The organism is Acidimicrobiales bacterium (genome assembly GCA_035630295.1).
GTDB lineage: Bacteria > Actinomycetota > Acidimicrobiia > Acidimicrobiales > Iamiaceae > Iamia.
The window spans coordinates 1-18,488 of the sequence record DASQKY010000002.1; the positions used below are offsets into that span (position 1 = coordinate 1).

Consider the following 18,488-nt stretch of genomic DNA (forward strand, 5'->3'; position numbering starts at 1 on the left):
CTGGCCAACTACCTGGTGCCCCTGCACATCGGGGCCAAGGAGATGGCCTTCCCCCGGTTGAACGCCCTGGGCTACTGGCTGTTCCTGTTCGGGGGCCTCACCATGGTGTCGGGCTTCCTCACCGCCGACGGCCCGGCCGCCTTCGGGTGGACGGCCTACGCCCCGCTGTCGGAGGCCATCCGCAGCCCGGCCATCGGCCACGACCTGTGGCTGCTGGCCATCGTCCTCACCGGCACCGGGACCATCACCGCGGCGGTGAACGTGATCGCCACCGTGCTGGCCATGCGGGCCCCGGGCATGTCCATGTTCCGCATGCCCATCTTCACCTGGAACATGCTCGTCACCAGCGTGCTGGTCCTGATCGCCTTCCCGGTGCTGACCTCGGCGGCGGTGATGATGCTGGCCGACCGCCAGCTCGACGCCCAGATCTTCAACGCCGAGGGCGGGGGCCAGCCCATCCTGTGGCAGCACCTGTTCTGGTTCTTCGGCCACCCCGAGGTGTACATCGTGGCCCTGCCGTTCTTCGGCATCGTCACCGAGGTGCTGGCCGTCTTCTCGTCCCGCCCGGTCTTCGGCTACCGGGGCCTGGTGCTGGCCACCTTCGCCATCGCCTCCCTGTCGGTGGGGGTGTGGGGCCACCACATGTTCACCACCGGCGCCGCCGCCACCGGCTACTTCTCCGGCCTGTCGCTGCTGATCGCCGTGCCCACGGGGGTGAAGTTCTTCAACTGGATCGGCACCATGTGGGGCGGTCGCCTGCGGTTCCCCACGCCCATGCTGTTCGCCATCGGCTTCCTGCTGCTGTTCGTGATCGGCGGGGTCACCGGGGTGATGCTGGCCCTGCCGGCCCTGGACTTCCAGCTCCACGACTCGTACTTCGTGGTGGCCCACATGCACTACGTGATGTTCGGGGGGTCGGCCTTCGGCCTCTTCGCCGGCCTCTACCACTGGTTCCCGAAGGCCACGGGCCGGCTCCTGCACGAGGGCTGGGGCCGGCTCCACTTCGCCATGACCTTCGTCGGCTTCAACGTCACCTTCCTGGTCCAGCACGTGCTGGGGGCCGAGGGCATGCCCCGGCGGGTGGCCGACTACCTGCCCGAGGACGGCTTCACCACCCTCAACCGGATCTCCACGGTGGGAGCCCTGATCATGGCCGCCTCGGTGCTGCCCCTCGGGTGGAACGTGTGGCGCAGCCTGCGCCGGGGCGAGCTGGCCGGCGACGACCCGTGGGAGGGCCAGACCCTGGAGTGGGCCACCACCTCCCCGCCCCCGCCCCACAACTTCGACACCCTGCCCCCCATCCGCTCCAACCGGCCGGTGTGGGACCTGCGCCACCCGCCCGAGGACGGCGAGGGGGGCCGATGAGCGACGACGAGGCCGTCACCGCCCCCAACGTGGCCGAGGAGGAGGGCCAGCGCGACGACGCCGGGCGCTCGGAGGGGGCGGCCCACGCCGGGTGGGCCACCCAGGCCCGCCTGTTCGGCACGGTCGGCGCCTTCATCGTGGCCATCGCCGTCCTCTACTGGTTCGTGTCCTACGAGCACGCCGGCGCCACGCTGCTGGCCCTGGCCGCGGTGGTGGCCCTCATGACCGCGGCCTACGTGGCCTGGCCCCGGGGCGGGCATGCGGCGGAGGGCGGGGGCGAGGACGGCGGCCGGCGCGACGCCCACCAGCCGGGCCACGACCCCCACGACGGGGTGTGGTTCCCCGAGGCCAGCATCTGGCCCTTCGCCGTCGGGGCGGCCATGGCCCTGGTGGTCAACGGCCTGCTCCTGGGCCGCTGGCTGGTGATCCCGGCGGGGGTCTTCCTGGCCTGGGCCGTCGCCGGCCTGATCCGCCAGGGCCGCCACCGGATCTGAGACCGGCCCGGGCCCGGGGCCGGCCGTCGCGAGGTCCGGCCCGGCCCCGTAGCCTGGGCGCCATGTCCGACACCGGCGACAACGGCACCGAGTCCACCGACGAGATCATCGAGGGCACCCGCGAGGCGAGGCAGGCGGCCGAGGAGGCCCTCCAGGAGGCCCACGGCGACGCCGAGGAGCTGGAGGAGCGCCTGGAGTCCGAGGGCCTGGTCCCCGACGACGAGGGCTGACCGACCCCCGCCCTGTCTCGCCGAGCACGCCGACACCCCCGACCGGCCCGTGGATCACCACGGACCGGGCACGGACGTGCCGGGATGTCGGGCGCTTTCGTGCTCGGTCGGGGAGGGAGGGAAGGTCAGGGGTCGGTGGGGGCGGCTCGGGCGCGGCGGCGGGCGTGCCACTCCCACACCCGCAGCAGCTCCCACCGGATGCGGGGCCGCTCGGGCGGGGCCATGCCGGCCGCCTCGTCCCGGAGCTGGAGCTCGCGGCACAGCCGGTAGGTGGTCAACCCGACCACGGGCGGCACCACCAGGCAGGCCACCCGGAAGGCCACCAGCACCCCGTTCACCGAGGTGCCGAAGGTGACGGCCACGACGTCGGTGGAGGCCGAGAGGCTGAGCACGGTGTAGAAGGCCACGGTGGCGGCGCCCAGCGAGGTCCGCACCGGCCGGTTGCGGGGGCGGTCGAGCAGGTGGTGCTCGAGGGTGTCGGAGGTGAAGCGGGCCTCCAGGAAGGGCCACAGGTAGAGCAGGGCGAACGTCCCCCCGGCCAGCAGCACGGCCGGGAAGAAGGGGTTGGGCACGGTGTAGCCGAAGGCCCGGGCCTCCCACGGGGGGAAGACCCGCAGGGCCCCGTCCAGCCAGGCCATGTACCAGTCGGGTTGGGAGGCGGCCGACACGTTGGCCGGCTCGAAGGGCCCGTAGAGCCACACCGGGTTGATCTGGGCCAGGCCCCCCAGGGCGGCCAGCACGGCCGCGGTCAGCAGCATGAGCCCGATCGACTTGAAGGCGAACCGGGGCCAGACCGGCTCGCCCACCACGTTGCGCTCGGTGCGTCCCCGGCCCCCGAACTGGGTGTGCTTGTGGCGCACCACCAGGCCCAGGTGGGCGGTCAGCAGCACGATGATCAGGGCCGGCAGCAGCAGGATGTGGATGACGTAGAGCCGGTTGATGATGTCGGGCCCGGGGAACTCGCCGCCGAAGAGGAACGAGGCCAGCCACGTGCCCACCAGGGGGATGGACAGGGTGATCGAGTAGGCGATGCGGAGCCCCGTGCCCGAGAGCTGGTCGTCCAGCAGTGAGTAGCCGGCGAAGCCGTTGAAGATGGACAGGATCAGCAGGGTGATGCCGATGATCCAGTTGAGCTCGCGGGGGCGCCGGAAGGCGCCGGTGAAGAACACCCGCATGAGGTGGACGACCATGGCGGCCAGGAACAGCAGGGCGGCCCAGTGGTGGATCTGGCGCATGACCAGCCCGGCCCGCACGTCGAAGCTGATGTCCAGGGCCGAGGCGTAGGCCTGGCTCATCTCCACGCCCCGCAGCGGCTCGTAGCTGCCCCGGTACACGACCTCCTCGATGCTGGGATCGAAGAAGAACGTGAGGTACACGCCGGTGACCAGGAGGACCACGAAGGCGTAGAGGGCGATCTCGCCGATCAGGAACGACCAGTGGTCCGGGAAGACCTTGCCCAGGGCGGTGCGGGCCAGCTTGGCCGAGCCCAGCCGCTGGTCGAGCCAGCGGGCGACCCGGCGGGTGACGAGGTGGTCGCGGGCCATCAGCGGTCGCGGTCCCAGAACCCGGGCCCGGGCGGGGCGGCGAAGTCCCCCTCGGCCACCACGTAGCCCTCGGCGTCGAGGCCGATGGGCAGCTGGGGGAGGGGCCGGGTGGCGGGGCCGAAGACGGGGCGGGCCCCGTCGAGCACGTCGAAGGTCGACTGGTGGCACGGGCACAGCAGCAGGTGGGTGTCGGCCTGGTAGAGGCCGACCGGGCAGCCCACGTGGGTGCACAGCTTGGAGTAGGCCACCAGGCCGTCGACCGTCCAGCCGTCCCGGCCCCGCTGGGGGCGGGGCGTCCCGCTGGGCCGGATCAGGAGGGTGGAGCTGTCGGCCTGGTGCTCGGGCCGGGGCGGCTCCTCCGCCTCCTCGGGGTCGGCCGCCACCTCGGGGAACACGGTGAGCACCCCGTCCCGGTTCACGTCCTCGGCCCGCACCCTCTGGTTGTCCGCCGTCACCAGGTAGACGCCGCGGCCGTAGGGCGTCTCCTTGAGGCCCTTCCCGGGCCTCGGCCCCAGGGAGCGGAGGGGGAACAGCAACGCCGCGCCCAGGGCGCCGACGGCCAGGCCGGCGGTGCGCACCAGCAGCTTCCGGCGGGTGAGGATGACCTCGCCCTGCTCGAACTCGTCGCGGAAGCGGTCGATCTCCTCCTCGGTGGAGGCGATGGGGTGGCGGGCCTCGACCACCGGCTGGTGGGGCATGAACCGGCGGGACCAGAGGACGAAGCCCAGCCCCAGGCCGCCCAGGGCCAGGGCCAGGAAGAGCCCCTCGAGCTGGGGCTGGCCACCGCGCCAGTAGACGACGGCCAGGCCGATGGCCCCCGCCGTGCTGGCCAGGAAGCCGGTGGCCACGGCCACCTCGGCCCGGCGGGCGGCGTGGGGGTCGGCCCCGGGCCCGTCCGCGGGACCGGTGGCGGGCGGGGGCGGCCCGTCGCCCGAGCAACCCAGGCAACCCCGCGGCGCCTCCGGGTCGTCGGCGTCGGAGCCGGTCACGGCCCGTCCCGTTCACCGTCGGCGGCCCGGGCCAGGGGGGCGTTGCCTCCGGCGTCGACGCCGGCGGTGCCGGGGTCGGCCTCGTCGCCGGGGGGCTCGGGATCGACCCGGGGCGCGTCGCGGCGCCGCGTCCCCATCCAGAAGGCGGCGACCAGCAGGAGGCCGAGGCCTCCCACCCAGATCAGGAAGCCCTCGGGGATGGGCCCCAGGCGCCCGAGGGCCAGGCCGCCCCGGTCGTCGGGGTCGTCCAGGTACTCGACGTAGGCGATGAGGTCGTCGAGCTGCTGGTCGGTGAGGAGGTCGGGGCCGAACCGGGGCATCGGGTCGGGCCCGGCCCGGACGGCGGCGCCGATCTGGCGGGCGTCGGGCGGCCCGAGGGGCGGCGCGGCGTTGCCGTAGCTGAGGGCCCCGCCAGCCCCGGTGGCCGAGTGGCACGACTGGCAGTTCTCCCGGTAGAGGGTGCCCCCGGCGGCCACGTCGCCGGACTCGGGGTCGACCTCGGGGACCGGTGGGCCCTCGGTGATGGTGTCGATGTAGGCCAGGAGGGCCTCGATCTCCTCCGGCGAGTAGGCGGGTTCCTTGCGCTGCGGCAGGTCGTCGGGGTTGCCGATGGGCATGCGGCCGCTGGTGAGCTGGTAGTAGGCCCCGGCCGGGCCCACGTCCTCCAGCGACGGGCCGCGGAGGGCGCCGTCGGGAGCCCGCTGCCCGGCGCCCTCGACGCCGTGGCAGCTCACGCAGCTGGTGCGGTACAGGGCCCGGCCCTCGGCCACCAGGTCGGGCTCCGGCCCCTGCCGGGCCGGCCCCGCCGTCGGGGCCGCGGCCGAGGTGCCGGCCAGGGCCAGGCCGGTGGCCACCGCGGCCAGCCCCACCACGACCGGCAGGCGCCACGGGCCGGGGGCACGGCGCAGGCGGCGGGCCCGGGCCACGGTCAGCGGACCAGGTACAGGGTGGCGAACATGGCGATCCACACCGCGTCGACGAAGTGCCAGTAGTAGCCGCACACCGCCACCGGCGGCCCCGGCGGCGCCTGGGTGCGCCCGGTGACGAGCCCCAGCGCCCCGACCATGAAGGCGATGCCGCCCAGCACGTGCAGGCCGTGGAAGCCGGTCATCAGGTAGAAGATCGACCCGTAGGCGTGGTCGGAGATGGTGAACTCCAGCTCGCGGTACTCGAGGACCAGGTTGGCCAGGAAGAGCCCACCCAGGGCGGCGGTGGCCACCAGGCCCCGGGCCAGGCCCCGGCGGTCGCCCCGCTCGGCGGCCAGCACCGCCAGGTGCATGGTGGCGCTGGAGGCGACGAGCACGGCGGTGGCCGCCGCCGTGCGGGGGACGTCGAGGTGGACCTCGGGCGGGGGCCACGTCGCGGTGCCGGCCCGCAGGGTGAAGTAGGTGCCGAACAGGCCGGCGAAGAACATCAGCTCCGAGGAGAGCCACACCACCACCCCGACGCCGAGGATGGAGGGCCGCCGGCCCGGCCCGTCGCCCGGCTGGCGGCTCGGCAGAGGGGTCGGCTCCCCGGCCGGTGCCGGATCGGCCGCGGTGTCGACGCCGACCACGTGCCCTTCCTATCGCGTCCTCCGACCCGGGGTCGGGCCGGACGAGGCGGTCACCTCGCCCGCTCCGTCTCCCACCCCGGGAGGAGGCCCAAACCGGCGGTACGGTCGAGCCCGTGGTGGCCGCCCTCCCCGCCCCCTCGGCGGGCACCCTGCTGGACCCGGCGCCCGACCCCGCCTTCCTGGTCCTGGCCCTGCTGCTGGCCGGGGGCTACGCCGGCCTGGCCCGGGCCCGGGCCCGGCGCCACCCCGAGCGGCCCGGCGCCCCGGGCCGTTCCTGGGCCTTCGGGGCCGGCGTGGCCGTGTTGGTGGTGGCCACCCAGTCGGGCCTGGGCCGCTACGACACGGCCCTGTTCAGCCTGCACATGGTGCAGCACCTCCTGCTGGGCATGGTCGCCCCCCTGCTGCTGGCCCTCGGCGCGCCGGTGACGGTGGCCCTCCAGGGGGCGCCCCGGGGGGGCCAGGTCGCCCTCCTGCGCGTGCTCCGCCACCCGGTGGCCCGGCTCCTCACCCACCCCCTGGTGGCCTGGTCGGTGTTCAGCTTCAGCCTCTTCGCCCTCTACTTCACGCCGCTGCTCGACCTGTCGCTGCGCCACGACCTGGTCCACACCGCCGTGCACCTCCACTTCGTGGCGTCCGGCTTCCTGTTCTGCTGGTCGGTGCTGGGGGTCGACGCCGACCGGCGGCGCACGCCCCACGCCGTCCGCCTCCTGGCCGTCGCCCTCACGATCCCCCTCCACGCCCTGCTGGGCCTGGCCCTCCAGGCCGGGGCCGACCGGCCCCTGGCGCCCGAGGTCTACCGGGCGGCCGGACGGGCCTGGGGCGGCTCGGCGGCCGCCGACCAGCGCACCGGGGCCGCCGTCCTGTGGGGGCTGGGCGAGCTGTGGGGTGTGACCCTGGTGCTGCTGGTGGTGGGGGCGTGGATGGGCGCCGACACGAGGCGCCAGGCCCGCGAGGATCAGACCCGGGCGTCGTAGGCGGGCAGGGCCAGGATGGCCTCGACCAGCGCGGCCCGGGGGGTGCCGCTCCGCAGCGCCGGCTCCCAGGCACCGATCTCCCCGTACGCCGGCGCCCGGCGCAGGAGGGCCTGGTAGGTGGCCACGACCTCGGTGGTGGCCCGGGTGTCGCCCCGGTACTCGGCCGACTCCGAGAAGCCGACCATGGTGCTGCCCCGGCTGGCCCCCCGGTCGAGCTGGCGGGTCCAGTAGGCCAGGCCGGAGGCGTCGGGGGCCCGGTCGAGCACGTTGCGGTAGACGAGCTGGACGAAGTCCCGGTTGCTCAGCCGCCCGTACCGGTGGCTGAACTCCGGCGCCGAGGCGAAGAACTGGGAGATGCTGCGCAGCGACGTGCCGGCCCGGGCCCGCCCGAGCCAGTAGTTCAGGCCGGAGGTGTCGGGCAGTCGCAGGTAGTAGGCGGAGTAGAGGCGGGTGATGGCCGGGATCGTGTCGGTGCCGTCGAGGAGCGCGTCGACCAGCTCCCCCGGGGTGGCGGTGCCGCCGGCCAGGGCCTCCTCCCAGGAGGCCCGCTCGCCGGCGTTGGCGGGCCGGCCCAGGACGTCGCGGACCTGGCGGTCGGTGAAGGCGTCGAGGGTGGCGAACGGGGTGAGGGCCGCGCCCGACAGGCTCGACTCGGGGCCGTAGCCGGAGGCGTTGCGGGCCGCCACCGAGAAGCGGTAGAGGCGGCCGGGGGTCATCCCCGTGAGGGTCGTCGCCCCGGCGGTGCCCTTCTCCAGCACGGCCGCCACGGTCTCGCCCGAGCCGACCCGGACGGTGACCCGGTAGCCGGCCAGGGCCGACGTGCCGGCGGCGGCCGGCGCGGCCCACGACAGCCTGGCGGTGGTGGCGGTGGCCTGGGTCACCACCGGCGTGCCCGGGGCCGACGGGGTCACGGTGGGCTCGGCCGGGGGTGGGGGCGGGGCGGTGCCGGGCAGCGGCAGGTAGGTGAGGCGGGGGTGCCACTCGCCCCCGAACTGCGACGAGTCGCTCAGGACGTAGAGGCCCTGGGCGGTGGGCACCAGGCGGGGGGCCACGAGGCCCCGCTCCCGTCCCGGGTTCCACGAGAGGGTCCGGCCGGTGGCCGGGTCGAGGGCGCCGATGCCCTGGCGGTCGGTGGCGCCCGGGCCCTTGCTGTCGACCCCTCGGGGGTTGTCGAGCCAGCGCTGGTGGCCGGCCACGTACACCGCCGCGCCGGTGACGGCCACGGAGGTCAGGCTGTCGCCCCCGGTGTAGTTGCGCCAGGTGGGCTGGGCCGTGCCGGTGGCGCCGATCTCCCAGCGGGTGGCGCTGTCGCACAGCCGTGAGGTGCCGCCGGGGCCGCCGGTGGTGACGATCACGAAGTAGCGCCCGTCGGGCGAGATGTCGACGTCGTAGGTGATGGTGTCCCAGAACGAGCCGCACACGCCGTCGCGGAACTGGGTGGTGCTCCAGTTGCGCACCGTGGCCCCGCCGCCGACGGCCAGGTCCAGCATGGCCACGTTGGGCCGGGCCTGCCCGCCCACCCGGGCGAAGCTGCCGATGGCCACCAGCCGCCGCCCGTCGGGGGTGACGTCGAAGCGGGTGACGCGGGTGGAGCCCCGGGGGGCGGCGGCGAAGGCCACGTCGGCCCCGCCCCGGACGGCGCCGGAGGCCGGGTCGACCACCGCGAAGTTGGTGCGGGTCGCCCCCCCGACCCGGGAGAACGTGCCTCCCAGGTACAGGTGCCCGTTGGCCAGGTGCATGTCGTAGACCATGCCGTCGGGCGTAGGGGCGAAGCCGGCGGCCGCGGCCCCGGTGACGGGGTCGAGCTTGGCCACGTAGGGCACGGCCCGGCCCCCGATGGCGGTGAACTGGCCCGAGACCAGCACCCCGCCGTCGGGGGCGAGGAGCAGGGCGCTGACCCGGCCGTTGGGCTGGGGGACGAAGGCGGTGTCGACGGCGCCGGTGGCCTTGTCGTAGGCGAAGAGGTACGAGCGGCCCAGGGTGGCCGGCTGGTTGTACCGCTTCACCTGGGTGAAGGTGCCGCCCACGATGACCCGGGGGCCGAGGTCGAGGACGGCCTCGGTGCGGCCGTCGAGGACGTGGGGCGTGGTGTCGACCGGGTCGGTGGCGACCAGGCCGGCGTGGGTGGCGGCCGGAGGGGCGGCCCCGGCCGGGGCCCCGGGCAGCAGGGGGGCGGCGACGGCCATCGCCAGGGCGATGGTCAGGGTGGCGATGAGGTGCTTGGTGGTGCGCATGGAGGTCCGTGGTCCTGTCGTGCCCGAGTCGATGACTACTTTGAGTGACGACACTCTGTCATCTATCACTCTGTGTGGTCAAGGGTGGGCGTCCCGGTCCGTGGCGCTGCCACCTCAGCTGGTGGTCACCGTGCCGCATCACCACGCCAGCGGCCGGCCTCATGGGCCGGGCCTCCCGGCCCAGGGCCCGGGCCGGGCCGTGCCTCGACGGGCGGGGGGTCAGCCCCAGGTGCCGTAGTTGGGGGCGTTGGCAGTGATCTGCACGTCGTGGGGGTGGCTCTCGCGCAGGCCGGCGCCGCTGATGCGCACGAACCGGGCCCGCTCCTTCAGCTCCGGCACGGTGGCGGTGCCGCAGTAGCCCATGGCGGCCCGCAGGCCGCCGACCAGCTGGTACACCACGTTGGCCACCGGGCCCTTGTAGGCCACCCGGCCCTCGATGCCCTCGGGCACCAGCTTCTCGGCCTCGGTGACGTCGCCCTGGAAGTAGCGGTCCTTGGAGTACGAGCGGGCCTTCATGGCCCCGATGGAGCCCATGCCCCGGTACTCCTTGTAGCGCTGGCCCTGGTCGAAGACGACCTCGCCCGGCGACTCGTCGACCCCGGCCAGGAGGCTGCCCAGCATCACCACATCGGCTCCGGCGGCGATGGCCTTGGCCACGTCGCCCGAGGACTGGAGCCCCCCGTCGGCGATCACCGTCGCCCCCCGGCGGGCGGCGGCCACCGCGCAGTCGTAGATGGCCGTCACCTGGGGCACGCCCACCCCCGCCACCACCCGGGTGGTGCAGATCGACCCGGGGCCGATGCCGGTCTTCACCGCGTCGGCGCCGGCGTCGAGGAGGGCCTCGGTGGCCTCCCCGGTGGCCACGTTGCCGGCGATGACGTCGACCTGGGCGCCGTGGCGGTCCTTGATGACCTTCACGGCGTCGACCACGCCCTGGGAGTGGCCGTGGGCGGTGTCCACCACCAGCACGTCGACCCCGGCGTCGACCAGGGCCGCGGCCCGCTCGAGGGAGTCACCGCCCACGCCGAGGGCGGCCCCGCAGCGCAGCCGCCCCTTCTCGTCGTGGGTGGAGTCCGGGTACTGGGTGCGCTTCTTGATGTCCTTGACGGTGATGAGGCCCCGCAGCACCCCCTCGTCGTCGACCACCGGCAGCTTCTCCACCCGGTGCTGCCACAGCAGGGCCTTGGCCTGCTCCAGCGTCGTGCCCGGGGGAGCGGTGTAGAGCGGCTCGGTCCGCATCACCTCGGCGATGGGGCGGTCCACGTTCTGGTCCACGTCCTCCACGAAGCGCAGGTCCCGGTTGGTGAGCAGGCCGACCAGGCGCCCGGCGGCATCGGTGATGGGCACCCCCGAGATGCGGTAGTGGGCCATCAGCTCCAGGGCCCGGGACACCGGGGCGTCGGGCGGGAGGGTGACGGGGTCGACGATCATCCCCGACTGCGAGCGCTTGACCTTGTCGACCTCGGCCACCTGGCCCTCGATGGAGAGGTTGCGGTGGATGATCCCCAGGCCGCCCAGGCGGGCCATGGTGATGGCCAGCCGGCCCTCGGTGACGGTGTCCATGGCCGCCGAGACGATGGGCACGGCCAGCTCGACGCGGGGGGTGAGGCGGGTGCGGGTCGAGACCTCGGTCGGGACCACCGACGACGCCGCCGGCACCAGCAGCACGTCGTCGAAGGTGAGGCCCTCCTTGGCGAACTTGGGGGGCTGGCCCGACGCCGCCTCGGGCACGTCGGGGAAGCGGCCGGGACGGCCGGCGAGCGGCCCTCCCTGGTCGCGGGCGGGGCGCTCGGTCTCTCCCATCGCCCGAGCCTACTGACCGGCGCCACCCCGCCGCGAGCCCGAGGGCGGCGACGGATCAGCCGGTGCGGAGGTCCTCGGGGAGGTTGGCGAACCAGGCGGCGGGGGCGGGCTGGCGGCGCAGCACCCGTTCCCACAGGGTGCCCGGGTCACGGGTGAGGACGTCGCCGGGCTCGGCGTCGACCACCCACCACGCCCGCTCGGCCACCTCGTCCTCCAGCTGCCCGGTCCCCCAGCCGGCCTGGCCCGCGAACAGGCGGACCTCCGGAGCGGGCCCGGCCCGGTCGTCGGGCGCGGCCTGCAGGTCCACCGCCCCCCGGTCCCCCAGGCCCACCACCGTGTCGGTGTCGACCGGGCCGCCGACGAAGACCACGCCGGGGGCCGCGGCCCGCTCGGCCCAGTCCCCGGGCACCTCCGCCACCGGCGTGTCACTGGGCCGGTTCAGCACCACCCCCAGGGCCCCCTCGTCGCCGTGGGCCAGGACCAGGACCACGGTGCGCCGGAAGGTGTCGTCACCGATGAGCGGGGTGGCCACCAGCAGGCGGCCGGTGAGGGGCGACGTCGACACCTCCCCAGGATGCCGCCCGCCCGCCCTCCTCGACACCGCAGGCGCCGTGGCCCGGGCCCGGGGGCCCGGCCCACGGCGCCCAGCACTACCCTCTGGGCATGGCGACCCTGTCGTTCGAGGGCGAGACCCACGGTGAGCTGGTGGTGAAGGTCCGGCGGTGGCTGGCCTCGCTCGAGGGCGACAGCACCGGGCACATCGGCGCCGCCGACGCCGTGGAGCAGGGCGCCGAGCTCACCAAGGAGGCCCTGCGCATCATCGCCGCGGCCGCCCCCGAGCCCATCGCCCAGCACGACGTGGTCAAGGCCCTCACCGGCATGGGCTACAAGGCCACCGACGCCACCCGCGACGCCCTGATCGACAGCCTCGACTCGGTCGAGGACGTCACCGGCGGCAGCGTCGTGAAGCGGGTGCGCGACGCCGCGGAGACGGCCGTCTACGAGATGAACGCCCAAGTGGCGCGCCAGATCCTGAAGTCCCTGCGCCCTCGCTGACACCGCCCGCCCCGGCACCGCCCGACCGACCGCCGCCGCTGCCCGCCGGGCGCGGCCCCCGAGGAGAGACATGCCCGAGACCGACATCGGACTGGGGAAGGTCGCCCGCCGGGCCTACGGGCTCGACGAGGTGGCCATCGTCCCCAGCCGCCGCACCCGCGACCTCGACGACGTCGACACCAGCTGGGAGATCGACGCCTTCCGCTTCGACGTGCCCATCATGGCCTCGGGCATGGACAGCGTGGTCAGCCCGGCCACCGCCGTCGCCCTCGGCGAGCTGGGCAGCGTGGGGGCCCTCAACCTCGAGGGCCTGTGGACCCGTCACGACGATCCCGACGCGCTGCTGGCCGACGTGGCCCGGCTTCCCGACGACGAGGCCGGGGCCCGCCTGCGCGAGGCCTACACCGCCCCCATCCGGCCCGAGCTGATCCGGGACCGGGTCAAGGAGATCAGGGCCGCCGGCGTGGTCTCCTGCGGCACCGTCACCCCGCACCGGGTCGAGGCCCTGGCCGACGCCCTGGTGGCCGCCGAGCTGGACCTGCTCGTCATCCAGGGCACGGTGGTCTCCGCCGAGCACGTCACCAAGGGCAACCCCGAGCCCCTGAACCTGAAGACCTTCGTCCGGCGCCTCGACCTCCCCGTCATCGTCGGCGGCTGCTGCAGCTACCAGGCCGCCCTCCACCTCATGCGCACCGGGGCGGCCGGCATCCTGGTCGGCGTGGGGGCCGGGTCGTCCTCGTCGAGCCTGCGCATCCTGGGCATGGGCGTCCCCCAGGCCACCGCCCTGGCCGACGCCCGGGCCGCCCGCATGCGCCACCTGGACGAGACCGGCGTGTACGTCCACCTCATCTCCGACGGGGGCATCGCCACCGGGGGCGACATCGCCAAGGCCGTGGCCTGCGGGGCCGACGCGGTGATGATCGGCGCCCCCCTGGCCGCAGCCCGGGAGGCGCCGGGCCGGGGCTGGCACTGGGGCCTGGCCGCGGTGCACGCCGACCTGCCCCGGGGCTCCCGGGCCCGCCGCCCCACGGTGGGCTCCCTGCGCGACATCCTGCACGGGCCGGCCCGTGACGACAACGGCGGCGCCAACCTGGTCGGGGCCCTGCGCCGCACCATGGCGCTCACCGGCTACGCCACCGTCAAGGAGCTCCAGAAGGCCGAGCTGGTCGTCACCCCCCGGCCCTGAGGCCCCCATCGCCGGCCGGAGGGCGGGGCGGGGGCGAGTACGGTTCCGTCGTGGCCCCACCGGACGCTCCCACCACCGCTTCCGCGCCCTCGACCGCCCCCGAGGACCGCCCCGTCCTGGTGGTCGACTTCGGGGCCCAGTACGCCCAGCTCATCGCCCGGCGGGTGCGCGAGGCCCACGTCTACAGCGAGATCGTCCCGTCGTCGATCACCGCCGAGGCGCTGGCGGCCCGCAACCCGGCCGGGGTCATCTTCAGCGGCGGCCCGGCCTCGGTCCACGTCGAGGGCGCCCCCACCATCGACCCCGGGGTCTACGACCTGGGCGTGCCGGTCCTGGGCATCTGCTACGGCGCCCAGCTCGTGGCCCTCCAGCTGGGGGGCACGGTGGCCGCCACCGGCCGGGGCGAGTACGGCCGCACCCCCCTGGACGTCACCCACCCCGACGCCGTGGTCTTCGGAGGTGGCCAGCCCGGCCACCAGCAGGTGTGGATGAGCCACCGCGACTCCATCACCGTGCCCCCCGAGGGCTTCACCGTCACCGCCACCAGCCCCGACGCCCCGGTGGCGGCCATGGAGCACGTCGAGCGACGCCTCCACGCCGTGCAGTTCCACCCCGAGGTGGTCCACACCCCGCACGGCCAGCAGGTCCTGGAGCGGTTCCTCTACGAGGTGTGCGGCTGCCCCCCCGACTGGACCATGACCTCGGTCATCGAGAGCGGGGTGGAGGCGGTGCGGGCCCAGGTGGGCGGGGCCCGGGTGATCTGCGCCCTGTCCGGAGGGGTGGACTCGGCGGTGGCCGCGGCCCTGGTGCACAAGGCCATCGGTCCCCAGCTCACCTGCGTGTTCGTCGACCACGGGCTCATGCGGGAGGGCGAGGGCGAGCAGGTGGTGGAGACCTTCCGGCGCCACCAGGGCATCGAGCTGATCCACGTCCAGGCCCAGGAGCGGTTCTTCGCCAAGCTGGAGGGGGTCACCGACCCCGAGGAGAAGCGCAAGGCCATCGGGGAGGAGTTCATCCGGGTCTTCGAGGAGACCTCGGGCGGCATCGAGGACGCCGGGTTCCTGGTCCAGGGCACGCTCTACCCCGACGTGATCGAGTCGGGCGGGGGCGACGGGGCCTCCACCATCAAGAGCCACCACAACGTGGGCGGCCTGCCCGAGGACATGCAGTTCGAGTTGGTCGAGCCGCTCCGCAGCCTGTTCAAGGACGAGGTCCGCACGCTGGGCACGGAGCTGGGCCTGCCCGACGAGATCGTGTGGCGCCAGCCCTTCCCGGGCCCCGGCCTGGGGGTGCGCATCATCGGCGAGGTCACGCCCGAGCGGGTGGCCCTGCTCCAGCGGGCCGACACCATCGTCCGGGAGGAGATCCGGGCCGCCGGCCTGGAGCGGGAGATCTGGCAGGCCTTCGCCGTCCTGCCCGACATCCGCAGCGTGGGCGTCCAGGGCGACGAGCGCACCTACGGCCACCCCATCATCATCCGGGCCGTCACCAGCGAGGACGCCATGACCGCGGACTGGGCCCGCCTGCCCTACGAGCTGCTGGAGCGCATGTCGAGCCGCATCATCAACGAGGTGGCCGGGGTGAACCGGGTGGCCTACGACGTGACCTCCAAGCCCCCCGGCACCATCGAGTGGGAGTGACCGGCTGAGGGCTCCCCGCCCCGGACGACCGACACGCGATTGTCACAATCGTCTTGGTTCGGTAGCATCGCCGCTCGTGCCGGGCCCGAACGCTGTCTCCTCCCGCCTTCGACGCGGCCTGTCCCGGCGGCGGGTGGGCGCGGCCCTGGTGGCGTTGGGGCTCGGGCTGGGAGTGATCGCCGGGCCGATCTCGGCCGACGAGATCACCGACACCCGGTCCGAGGCGGCCCGCATCGCCGATCGCATCGAGGAGCTCCGGCACGAGGCCGAGGTGCTCACCGAGCAGTACCTCGACGCCCAGCTGGCCCGCCGCCAGCTCGACGAGCGCATCACCGCCGCCCGCCGCCGGGCCCAGGAGTCCGAGACCGATCGGGACGCCCTCGGCTCCGACCTGCGCCAGTTCGCGGTCGAGAGCTACATGGACGGCGGTGGCCTCGACTCCGGCGCCGCCGCCGTGCTGGGCGCCGGTGACGCCAACGACATCGGCCGGCGCCGGGGCTACGCCCGAGCCGTGAGCAGCGACGGGGCCGACCTGTCGGACCGCTACCGGGGTGCCGCCGACTCCGCCGCCGAGGACGCCGCCACCCTGCAGGCCCTGCTGGACCGGGCCGAGCAGGCCGAGGCCGACATCGCCGAGCGACGAAACGGCACCGAGGAGCGCATCGCCGAGCTCCAGGAGCTGGAGGACGAGATCTCCGGCCGCCTCCGCCAGCTGGTCCAGGCCGAGCAGGAGCGCCGGGAGGCCGAGCGTCGCCGGGCCGCCGAGGAGGCCGCCCGCCGGGCCCCGCCGCCCCCACCCGCCCCCCCGGCACCCGCCCCCGACACCGACGACCGGGCCGCCGACCCCGACGCCCCCGTCGGCGACGCCCCGGACGAGCCCGACCCCGAACCCCCGGCCCCGACCGGACCGACCCCCCCGGCCCCGGACCCCGAGCCGCCGGCTCCGGCCGGCCCGACGTCGGGCGCGGCGGCGGCCGTGGCCGCGGCCCACACCGTGCTGGGCACCCCCTACCGCTGGGCCGGGGCGTCGCCCTCGGGCGGGTTCGACTGCTCGGGCCTGATCCTGTGGGCCTGGGCCCACGGCGGGAAGTCGCTGCCCCACTCGTCGCGGGCCCTCTACGCCATGAGCCGGAAGATCCCCGTCGAACAGCTCCAGCCCGGCGACCTCGTCTTCTACAACAGCCCCATCTCGCACGTCGGGCTCTACATCGGCGGGGGCCAGATGATCCACGCCCCCCACACCGGCGACGTGGTCAAGATCTCCAGCATCCACTACTGGTCGGCCCTCGTCGGCGGTGGCCGGATCTGAGCGACCGGGCTGCCAGCCCTTCTTCTGAGGCGCCTCGGCACGTGCTCGTGCCCCCTGGCGCCTCAGGACGGGTGGCGGCCCGCCGCCCTCGCCCCAGGTGGTGACCGGATCGGGGCCTCGCCGGGGCCGAGGGTACGGTGCCCTCGTGGCAGGCGCGGAGCCCGACCGATCGCCGTCGGAGGCGGTGGCCCCACCCCGATGGGCCGCCCTGGTGGCGGTGGTGGTGCTGGGAGCCATGGCCGTGGCCCTGGTGGCACCGGTGCGCTTCGCGCTGTGGCCCATCACCAGCTGGGAGCTGTTCAGCCGGCCCCGGGTGGCCGAGCAGGCCACCTACCGGGTCGACCTGGTGGCCCCCGACGGGGCCGTCGGCCCCCTCCCGTTCTCCCGCCTGGGTGCCGGCCACCGCCGATGGCTGACCATCGCCCGCACCTTTCCGGCTGTCACCCCCGAGGAGCGGGCCCGGGTGTGCCGGGCGTGGGCCGACGCGGCGGTGGCCGCCCTGGGCGCCGGACAGGTGGGCGAGGTGCGGGTCCGGCGGGTGGTGAACCGGGCCGCTCCCCGGGCCGCCGACCCTCCCCGCCCCGTGAGCGAGCGCCTGGTCGTGCGGTGCACCCCGTCGTGACCGCCCGCCGATCCTTCCGCCCGGGGCACGAGCGCCCGGTCCTGCACCGGAGCCCCTCGTGACCGCGCTGAGCACCCCGCCCCCGGCCGCCCCCGGGCCGGCCCCCGCAGCCTCGGCCGGGGGTCGGCTTCGGGTCGCCGGTCGGTGGGCCCGGGACCGCCTGGTGGCCGACGCCCCTGACGGGCGCTACCGGGTCGTCCGGCGGGGCCTGGCCGTGGTGATCGGGCTGCGCCTGGCCACCGGGTCCTACGCCTCGCTGGCCGGCCAGCCCGACGCCCAGTTCCGGCCCCCCGGCGTGCTGGCCTGGATGGGCGGCGTGCCCTCGACGGGCGTGCTGGTGGCGGTCCAGGTCCTGGGCCTGGCCGCCGCGGTGACGGCCACCGCGGGCTGGGGGGTGCGGACCGGGGGCGGACGGTGGGCCGCGGGCGGGCTGGGCCGGTGGGTGGCGGGCGCCGCGCTGCCGCTGGCGTGGGCCGCGCTGCTGTTCCTCACCGCCGTGCGCACCAGCGGCGGCAAGGTGCAGCACAACGAGGTGCTGCTGCTGCTGGCCGCCATCCCCATCCTGTGCGTGCCCGAGAACCGGGTCGGCCCGGACGGGGCCCCGGCCGGCCGGCGCCACAACGTGGGCTGGCCCATCGAGCTGGCCGTGGTCGTGATCGCCGTCTCCTACTGCGCCGCCGGCCTGGCCAAGCTGGTCCACACCGGACCGTCGTGGGTGTTCTCGGACAACATGCGCTACGTCATGTACTGGGCGGCCCAGACGCCCCAGCCCGGCGTCGACGCCCTCACCGCCACCATCGCCGACCACGGCTGGCTGGCCCGCCTGGTGGCGGCGTCCATCCTCGGCCTGGAGCTGGTGGCCCCGGTGATCGTCGTCTGGGCCCGGGCCCGGCCCCCGTTCGTGGCCGCTGCGGTGGCGCTCCACCTGGGCACGTGGGCCACGCTGGGCATCGACTACTGGGGGTGGGCCCTCGCCGTGGTGGTCGTGCTGCTGGACTGGGGCGGCGGCCGACGCTCGGCCCGGCGGGCGGTCGAGGACGGCGAGCGGCGCGGCCTCCTGGTGCACGACGGCGACTGCGCCTTCTGCACCCGCTCCGCCCTGTGGGTGGCCCGCCGGGCGGGCCGGCGGGTCGAGGCGGCCGCCGGGAGCACGCTCGACCTGGGGGCCCTGGGCCTCACCGCCGAGCAGGTGGCTACCGAGGTGTGGTGGGTGCCGGGTCACGGGCGGCCCGAGGGCGGGCACCGGGCCGTGGGCCGGGCCCTGCTGGCCGTGGGCGGCCCGTGGGTGGTGGCGGGGCGCGCCCTGCTCCTGCCGGTGGTGGCCCCGGTGGCCCGGCCGGCCTACGCCTGGGTGGCCCGCAACCGCCACCGCCTGCCCGGCGCCACCCCGGCCTGCCGCATCGGCGCCGCCCCCCCGGCCCGCCCCGGCCGCTGACGTCGGTCCGTTCAGACCTCTTTGCCCCAACGCCTCCACCTGCTGACATGAT

17 protein-coding genes are annotated in these 18,488 nt (G+C 75.2%); 10 read left to right on the forward strand and 7 right to left on the reverse strand.

Translation table 11 applies throughout. From position 1 onward, the window contains the following. The 3 genes from VEW93_00445 to VEW93_00455 form a co-directional block, all read left to right on the forward strand. The coding region (locus tag VEW93_00445) for a cbb3-type cytochrome c oxidase subunit I (GenBank protein HYI60251.1) at window positions 1-1,365 on the forward strand (1,365 nt) is incomplete at its 5' end. Continuing rightward, a complete protein-coding gene (locus VEW93_00450; protein HYI60252.1) occupies window positions 1,362-1,859 on the forward strand; it encodes a cytochrome c oxidase subunit 4 in 498 nt (165 codons plus the stop codon). The genes VEW93_00445 and VEW93_00450, both read left to right, overlap by 4 nt. A gap of 62 nt (window positions 1,860-1,921) precedes the next feature. Continuing rightward, window positions 1,922-2,089 (forward strand): hypothetical protein, encoded by a 168-nt coding sequence (locus tag VEW93_00455; protein HYI60253.1) that lies wholly within the window; start codon window positions 1,922-1,924, stop codon window positions 2,087-2,089. Between the two features lie 125 nt (window positions 2,090-2,214). Here VEW93_00455 and VEW93_00460 read toward each other — a convergent pair whose 3' ends face one another. The 4 genes from VEW93_00460 to VEW93_00475 are packed head-to-tail and all read right to left on the reverse strand — an operon-like array spanning window position 2,215 to window position 6,177. Further along, window positions 2,215-3,633, reverse strand: a complete 1,419-nt coding sequence (locus tag VEW93_00460) for a ubiquinol-cytochrome c reductase cytochrome b subunit (protein ID HYI60254.1) — start codon at window positions 3,631-3,633, stop codon at window positions 2,215-2,217. Beyond that, window positions 3,633-4,622, reverse strand: a complete 990-nt coding sequence (locus tag VEW93_00465) for a Rieske 2Fe-2S domain-containing protein (GenBank protein ID HYI60255.1) — start codon at window positions 4,620-4,622, stop codon at window positions 3,633-3,635. Before VEW93_00465 ends, VEW93_00460 begins: the two co-directional genes overlap by 1 nt. Beyond that, window positions 4,619-5,548 carry a c-type cytochrome gene (locus VEW93_00470; GenBank protein HYI60256.1) on the reverse strand — a complete coding sequence of 310 codons (930 nt, stop codon included), beginning with the start codon at window positions 5,546-5,548 and terminating at the stop codon, window positions 4,619-4,621. Before VEW93_00470 ends, VEW93_00465 begins: the two co-directional genes overlap by 4 nt. A gap of 2 nt (window positions 5,549-5,550) precedes the next feature. After that, the gene (locus VEW93_00475; protein ID HYI60257.1) at window positions 5,551-6,177 is read right to left on the reverse strand and encodes a cytochrome c oxidase subunit 3; all 627 of its coding nucleotides are present in this window, start codon (window positions 6,175-6,177) and stop codon (window positions 5,551-5,553) included. 113 nt (window positions 6,178-6,290) lie between these two features. Here VEW93_00475 and VEW93_00480 point away from each other — a divergent pair, with 113 nt between their 5' ends. Beyond that, on the forward strand, window positions 6,291-7,151 hold the full coding sequence (locus VEW93_00480) for a cytochrome c oxidase assembly protein (GenBank protein ID HYI60258.1): 861 nt from the start codon (window positions 6,291-6,293) through the stop codon (window positions 7,149-7,151). On the opposite strand, the gene VEW93_00485 is transcribed toward VEW93_00480, so the two are convergent. The 3 genes from VEW93_00485 to VEW93_00495 form a co-directional block, all read right to left on the reverse strand. After that, entirely contained in the window at window positions 7,133-9,385 is a 2,253-nt protein-coding gene (locus tag VEW93_00485) for a DUF4214 domain-containing protein (protein ID HYI60259.1), read from the reverse strand. The genes VEW93_00480 and VEW93_00485 overlap by 19 nt on opposite strands. A 219-nt stretch (window positions 9,386-9,604) precedes the next feature. Further along, a complete protein-coding gene (gene guaB / locus VEW93_00490) occupies window positions 9,605-11,188 on the reverse strand; it encodes an IMP dehydrogenase (protein ID HYI60260.1) in 1,584 nt (527 codons plus the stop codon). A gap of 55 nt (window positions 11,189-11,243) precedes the next feature. Further along, the gene (locus VEW93_00495; GenBank protein HYI60261.1) at window positions 11,244-11,753 is read right to left on the reverse strand and encodes a YqgE/AlgH family protein; all 510 of its coding nucleotides are present in this window, start codon (window positions 11,751-11,753) and stop codon (window positions 11,244-11,246) included. A gap of 98 nt (window positions 11,754-11,851) precedes the next feature. On the opposite strand from VEW93_00495, the gene VEW93_00500 reads away from it, so the two are divergent. From VEW93_00500 to VEW93_00525, 6 genes are all read left to right on the forward strand, one after another. Further along, complete coding sequence (locus tag VEW93_00500; protein ID HYI60262.1) at window positions 11,852-12,244, forward strand: hypothetical protein; 393 nt, start codon at window positions 11,852-11,854, stop codon at window positions 12,242-12,244. A 70-nt stretch (window positions 12,245-12,314) separates the two neighbouring features. Beyond that, complete coding sequence (locus tag VEW93_00505; protein ID HYI60263.1) at window positions 12,315-13,430, forward strand: GuaB3 family IMP dehydrogenase-related protein; 1,116 nt, start codon at window positions 12,315-12,317, stop codon at window positions 13,428-13,430. 50 nt (window positions 13,431-13,480) lie between these two features. Continuing rightward, entirely contained in the window at window positions 13,481-15,070 is a 1,590-nt protein-coding gene (gene guaA, locus VEW93_00510; GenBank protein HYI60264.1) for a glutamine-hydrolyzing GMP synthase, read from the forward strand. Between the two features lie 76 nt (window positions 15,071-15,146). Beyond that, window positions 15,147-16,379, forward strand: coding sequence for an NlpC/P60 family protein (locus VEW93_00515; GenBank protein HYI60265.1), 1,233 nt, complete (start codon window positions 15,147-15,149; stop codon window positions 16,377-16,379). Between the two features lie 145 nt (window positions 16,380-16,524). Continuing rightward, a complete protein-coding gene (locus VEW93_00520; GenBank protein HYI60266.1) occupies window positions 16,525-17,001 on the forward strand; it encodes a hypothetical protein in 477 nt (158 codons plus the stop codon). Between the two features lie 163 nt (window positions 17,002-17,164). Next, a complete protein-coding gene (locus VEW93_00525) occupies window positions 17,165-18,436 on the forward strand; it encodes a DCC1-like thiol-disulfide oxidoreductase family protein (protein ID HYI60267.1) in 1,272 nt (423 codons plus the stop codon). Window positions 18,437-18,488 lie beyond the last annotated feature (52 nt).

Excerpts from the sequence above, each read along its gene's own strand:
- VEW93_00450 (HYI60252.1), top strand. The coding sequence starts at position 1,362 with ATGAGCGACGACGAGGCCGTCACCGCCCCCAACGTGGCCGAGGAGGAG.
- VEW93_00455 (HYI60253.1), top strand. The coding sequence starts at position 1,922 with ATGTCCGACACCGGCGACAACGGCACCGAGTCCACCGACGAGATCATC.
- VEW93_00460 (HYI60254.1), bottom strand. The coding sequence starts at position 3,633 with ATGGCCCGCGACCACCTCGTCACCCGCCGGGTCGCCCGCTGGCTCGAC.
- VEW93_00485 (HYI60259.1), bottom strand. The coding sequence starts at position 9,385 with ATGCGCACCACCAAGCACCTCATCGCCACCCTGACCATCGCCCTGGCG.
- guaB (HYI60260.1), bottom strand. The coding sequence starts at position 11,188 with ATGGGAGAGACCGAGCGCCCCGCCCGCGACCAGGGAGGGCCGCTCGCC.
- VEW93_00500 (HYI60262.1), top strand. The coding sequence starts at position 11,852 with ATGGCGACCCTGTCGTTCGAGGGCGAGACCCACGGTGAGCTGGTGGTG.
- VEW93_00505 (HYI60263.1), top strand. The coding sequence starts at position 12,315 with ATGCCCGAGACCGACATCGGACTGGGGAAGGTCGCCCGCCGGGCCTAC.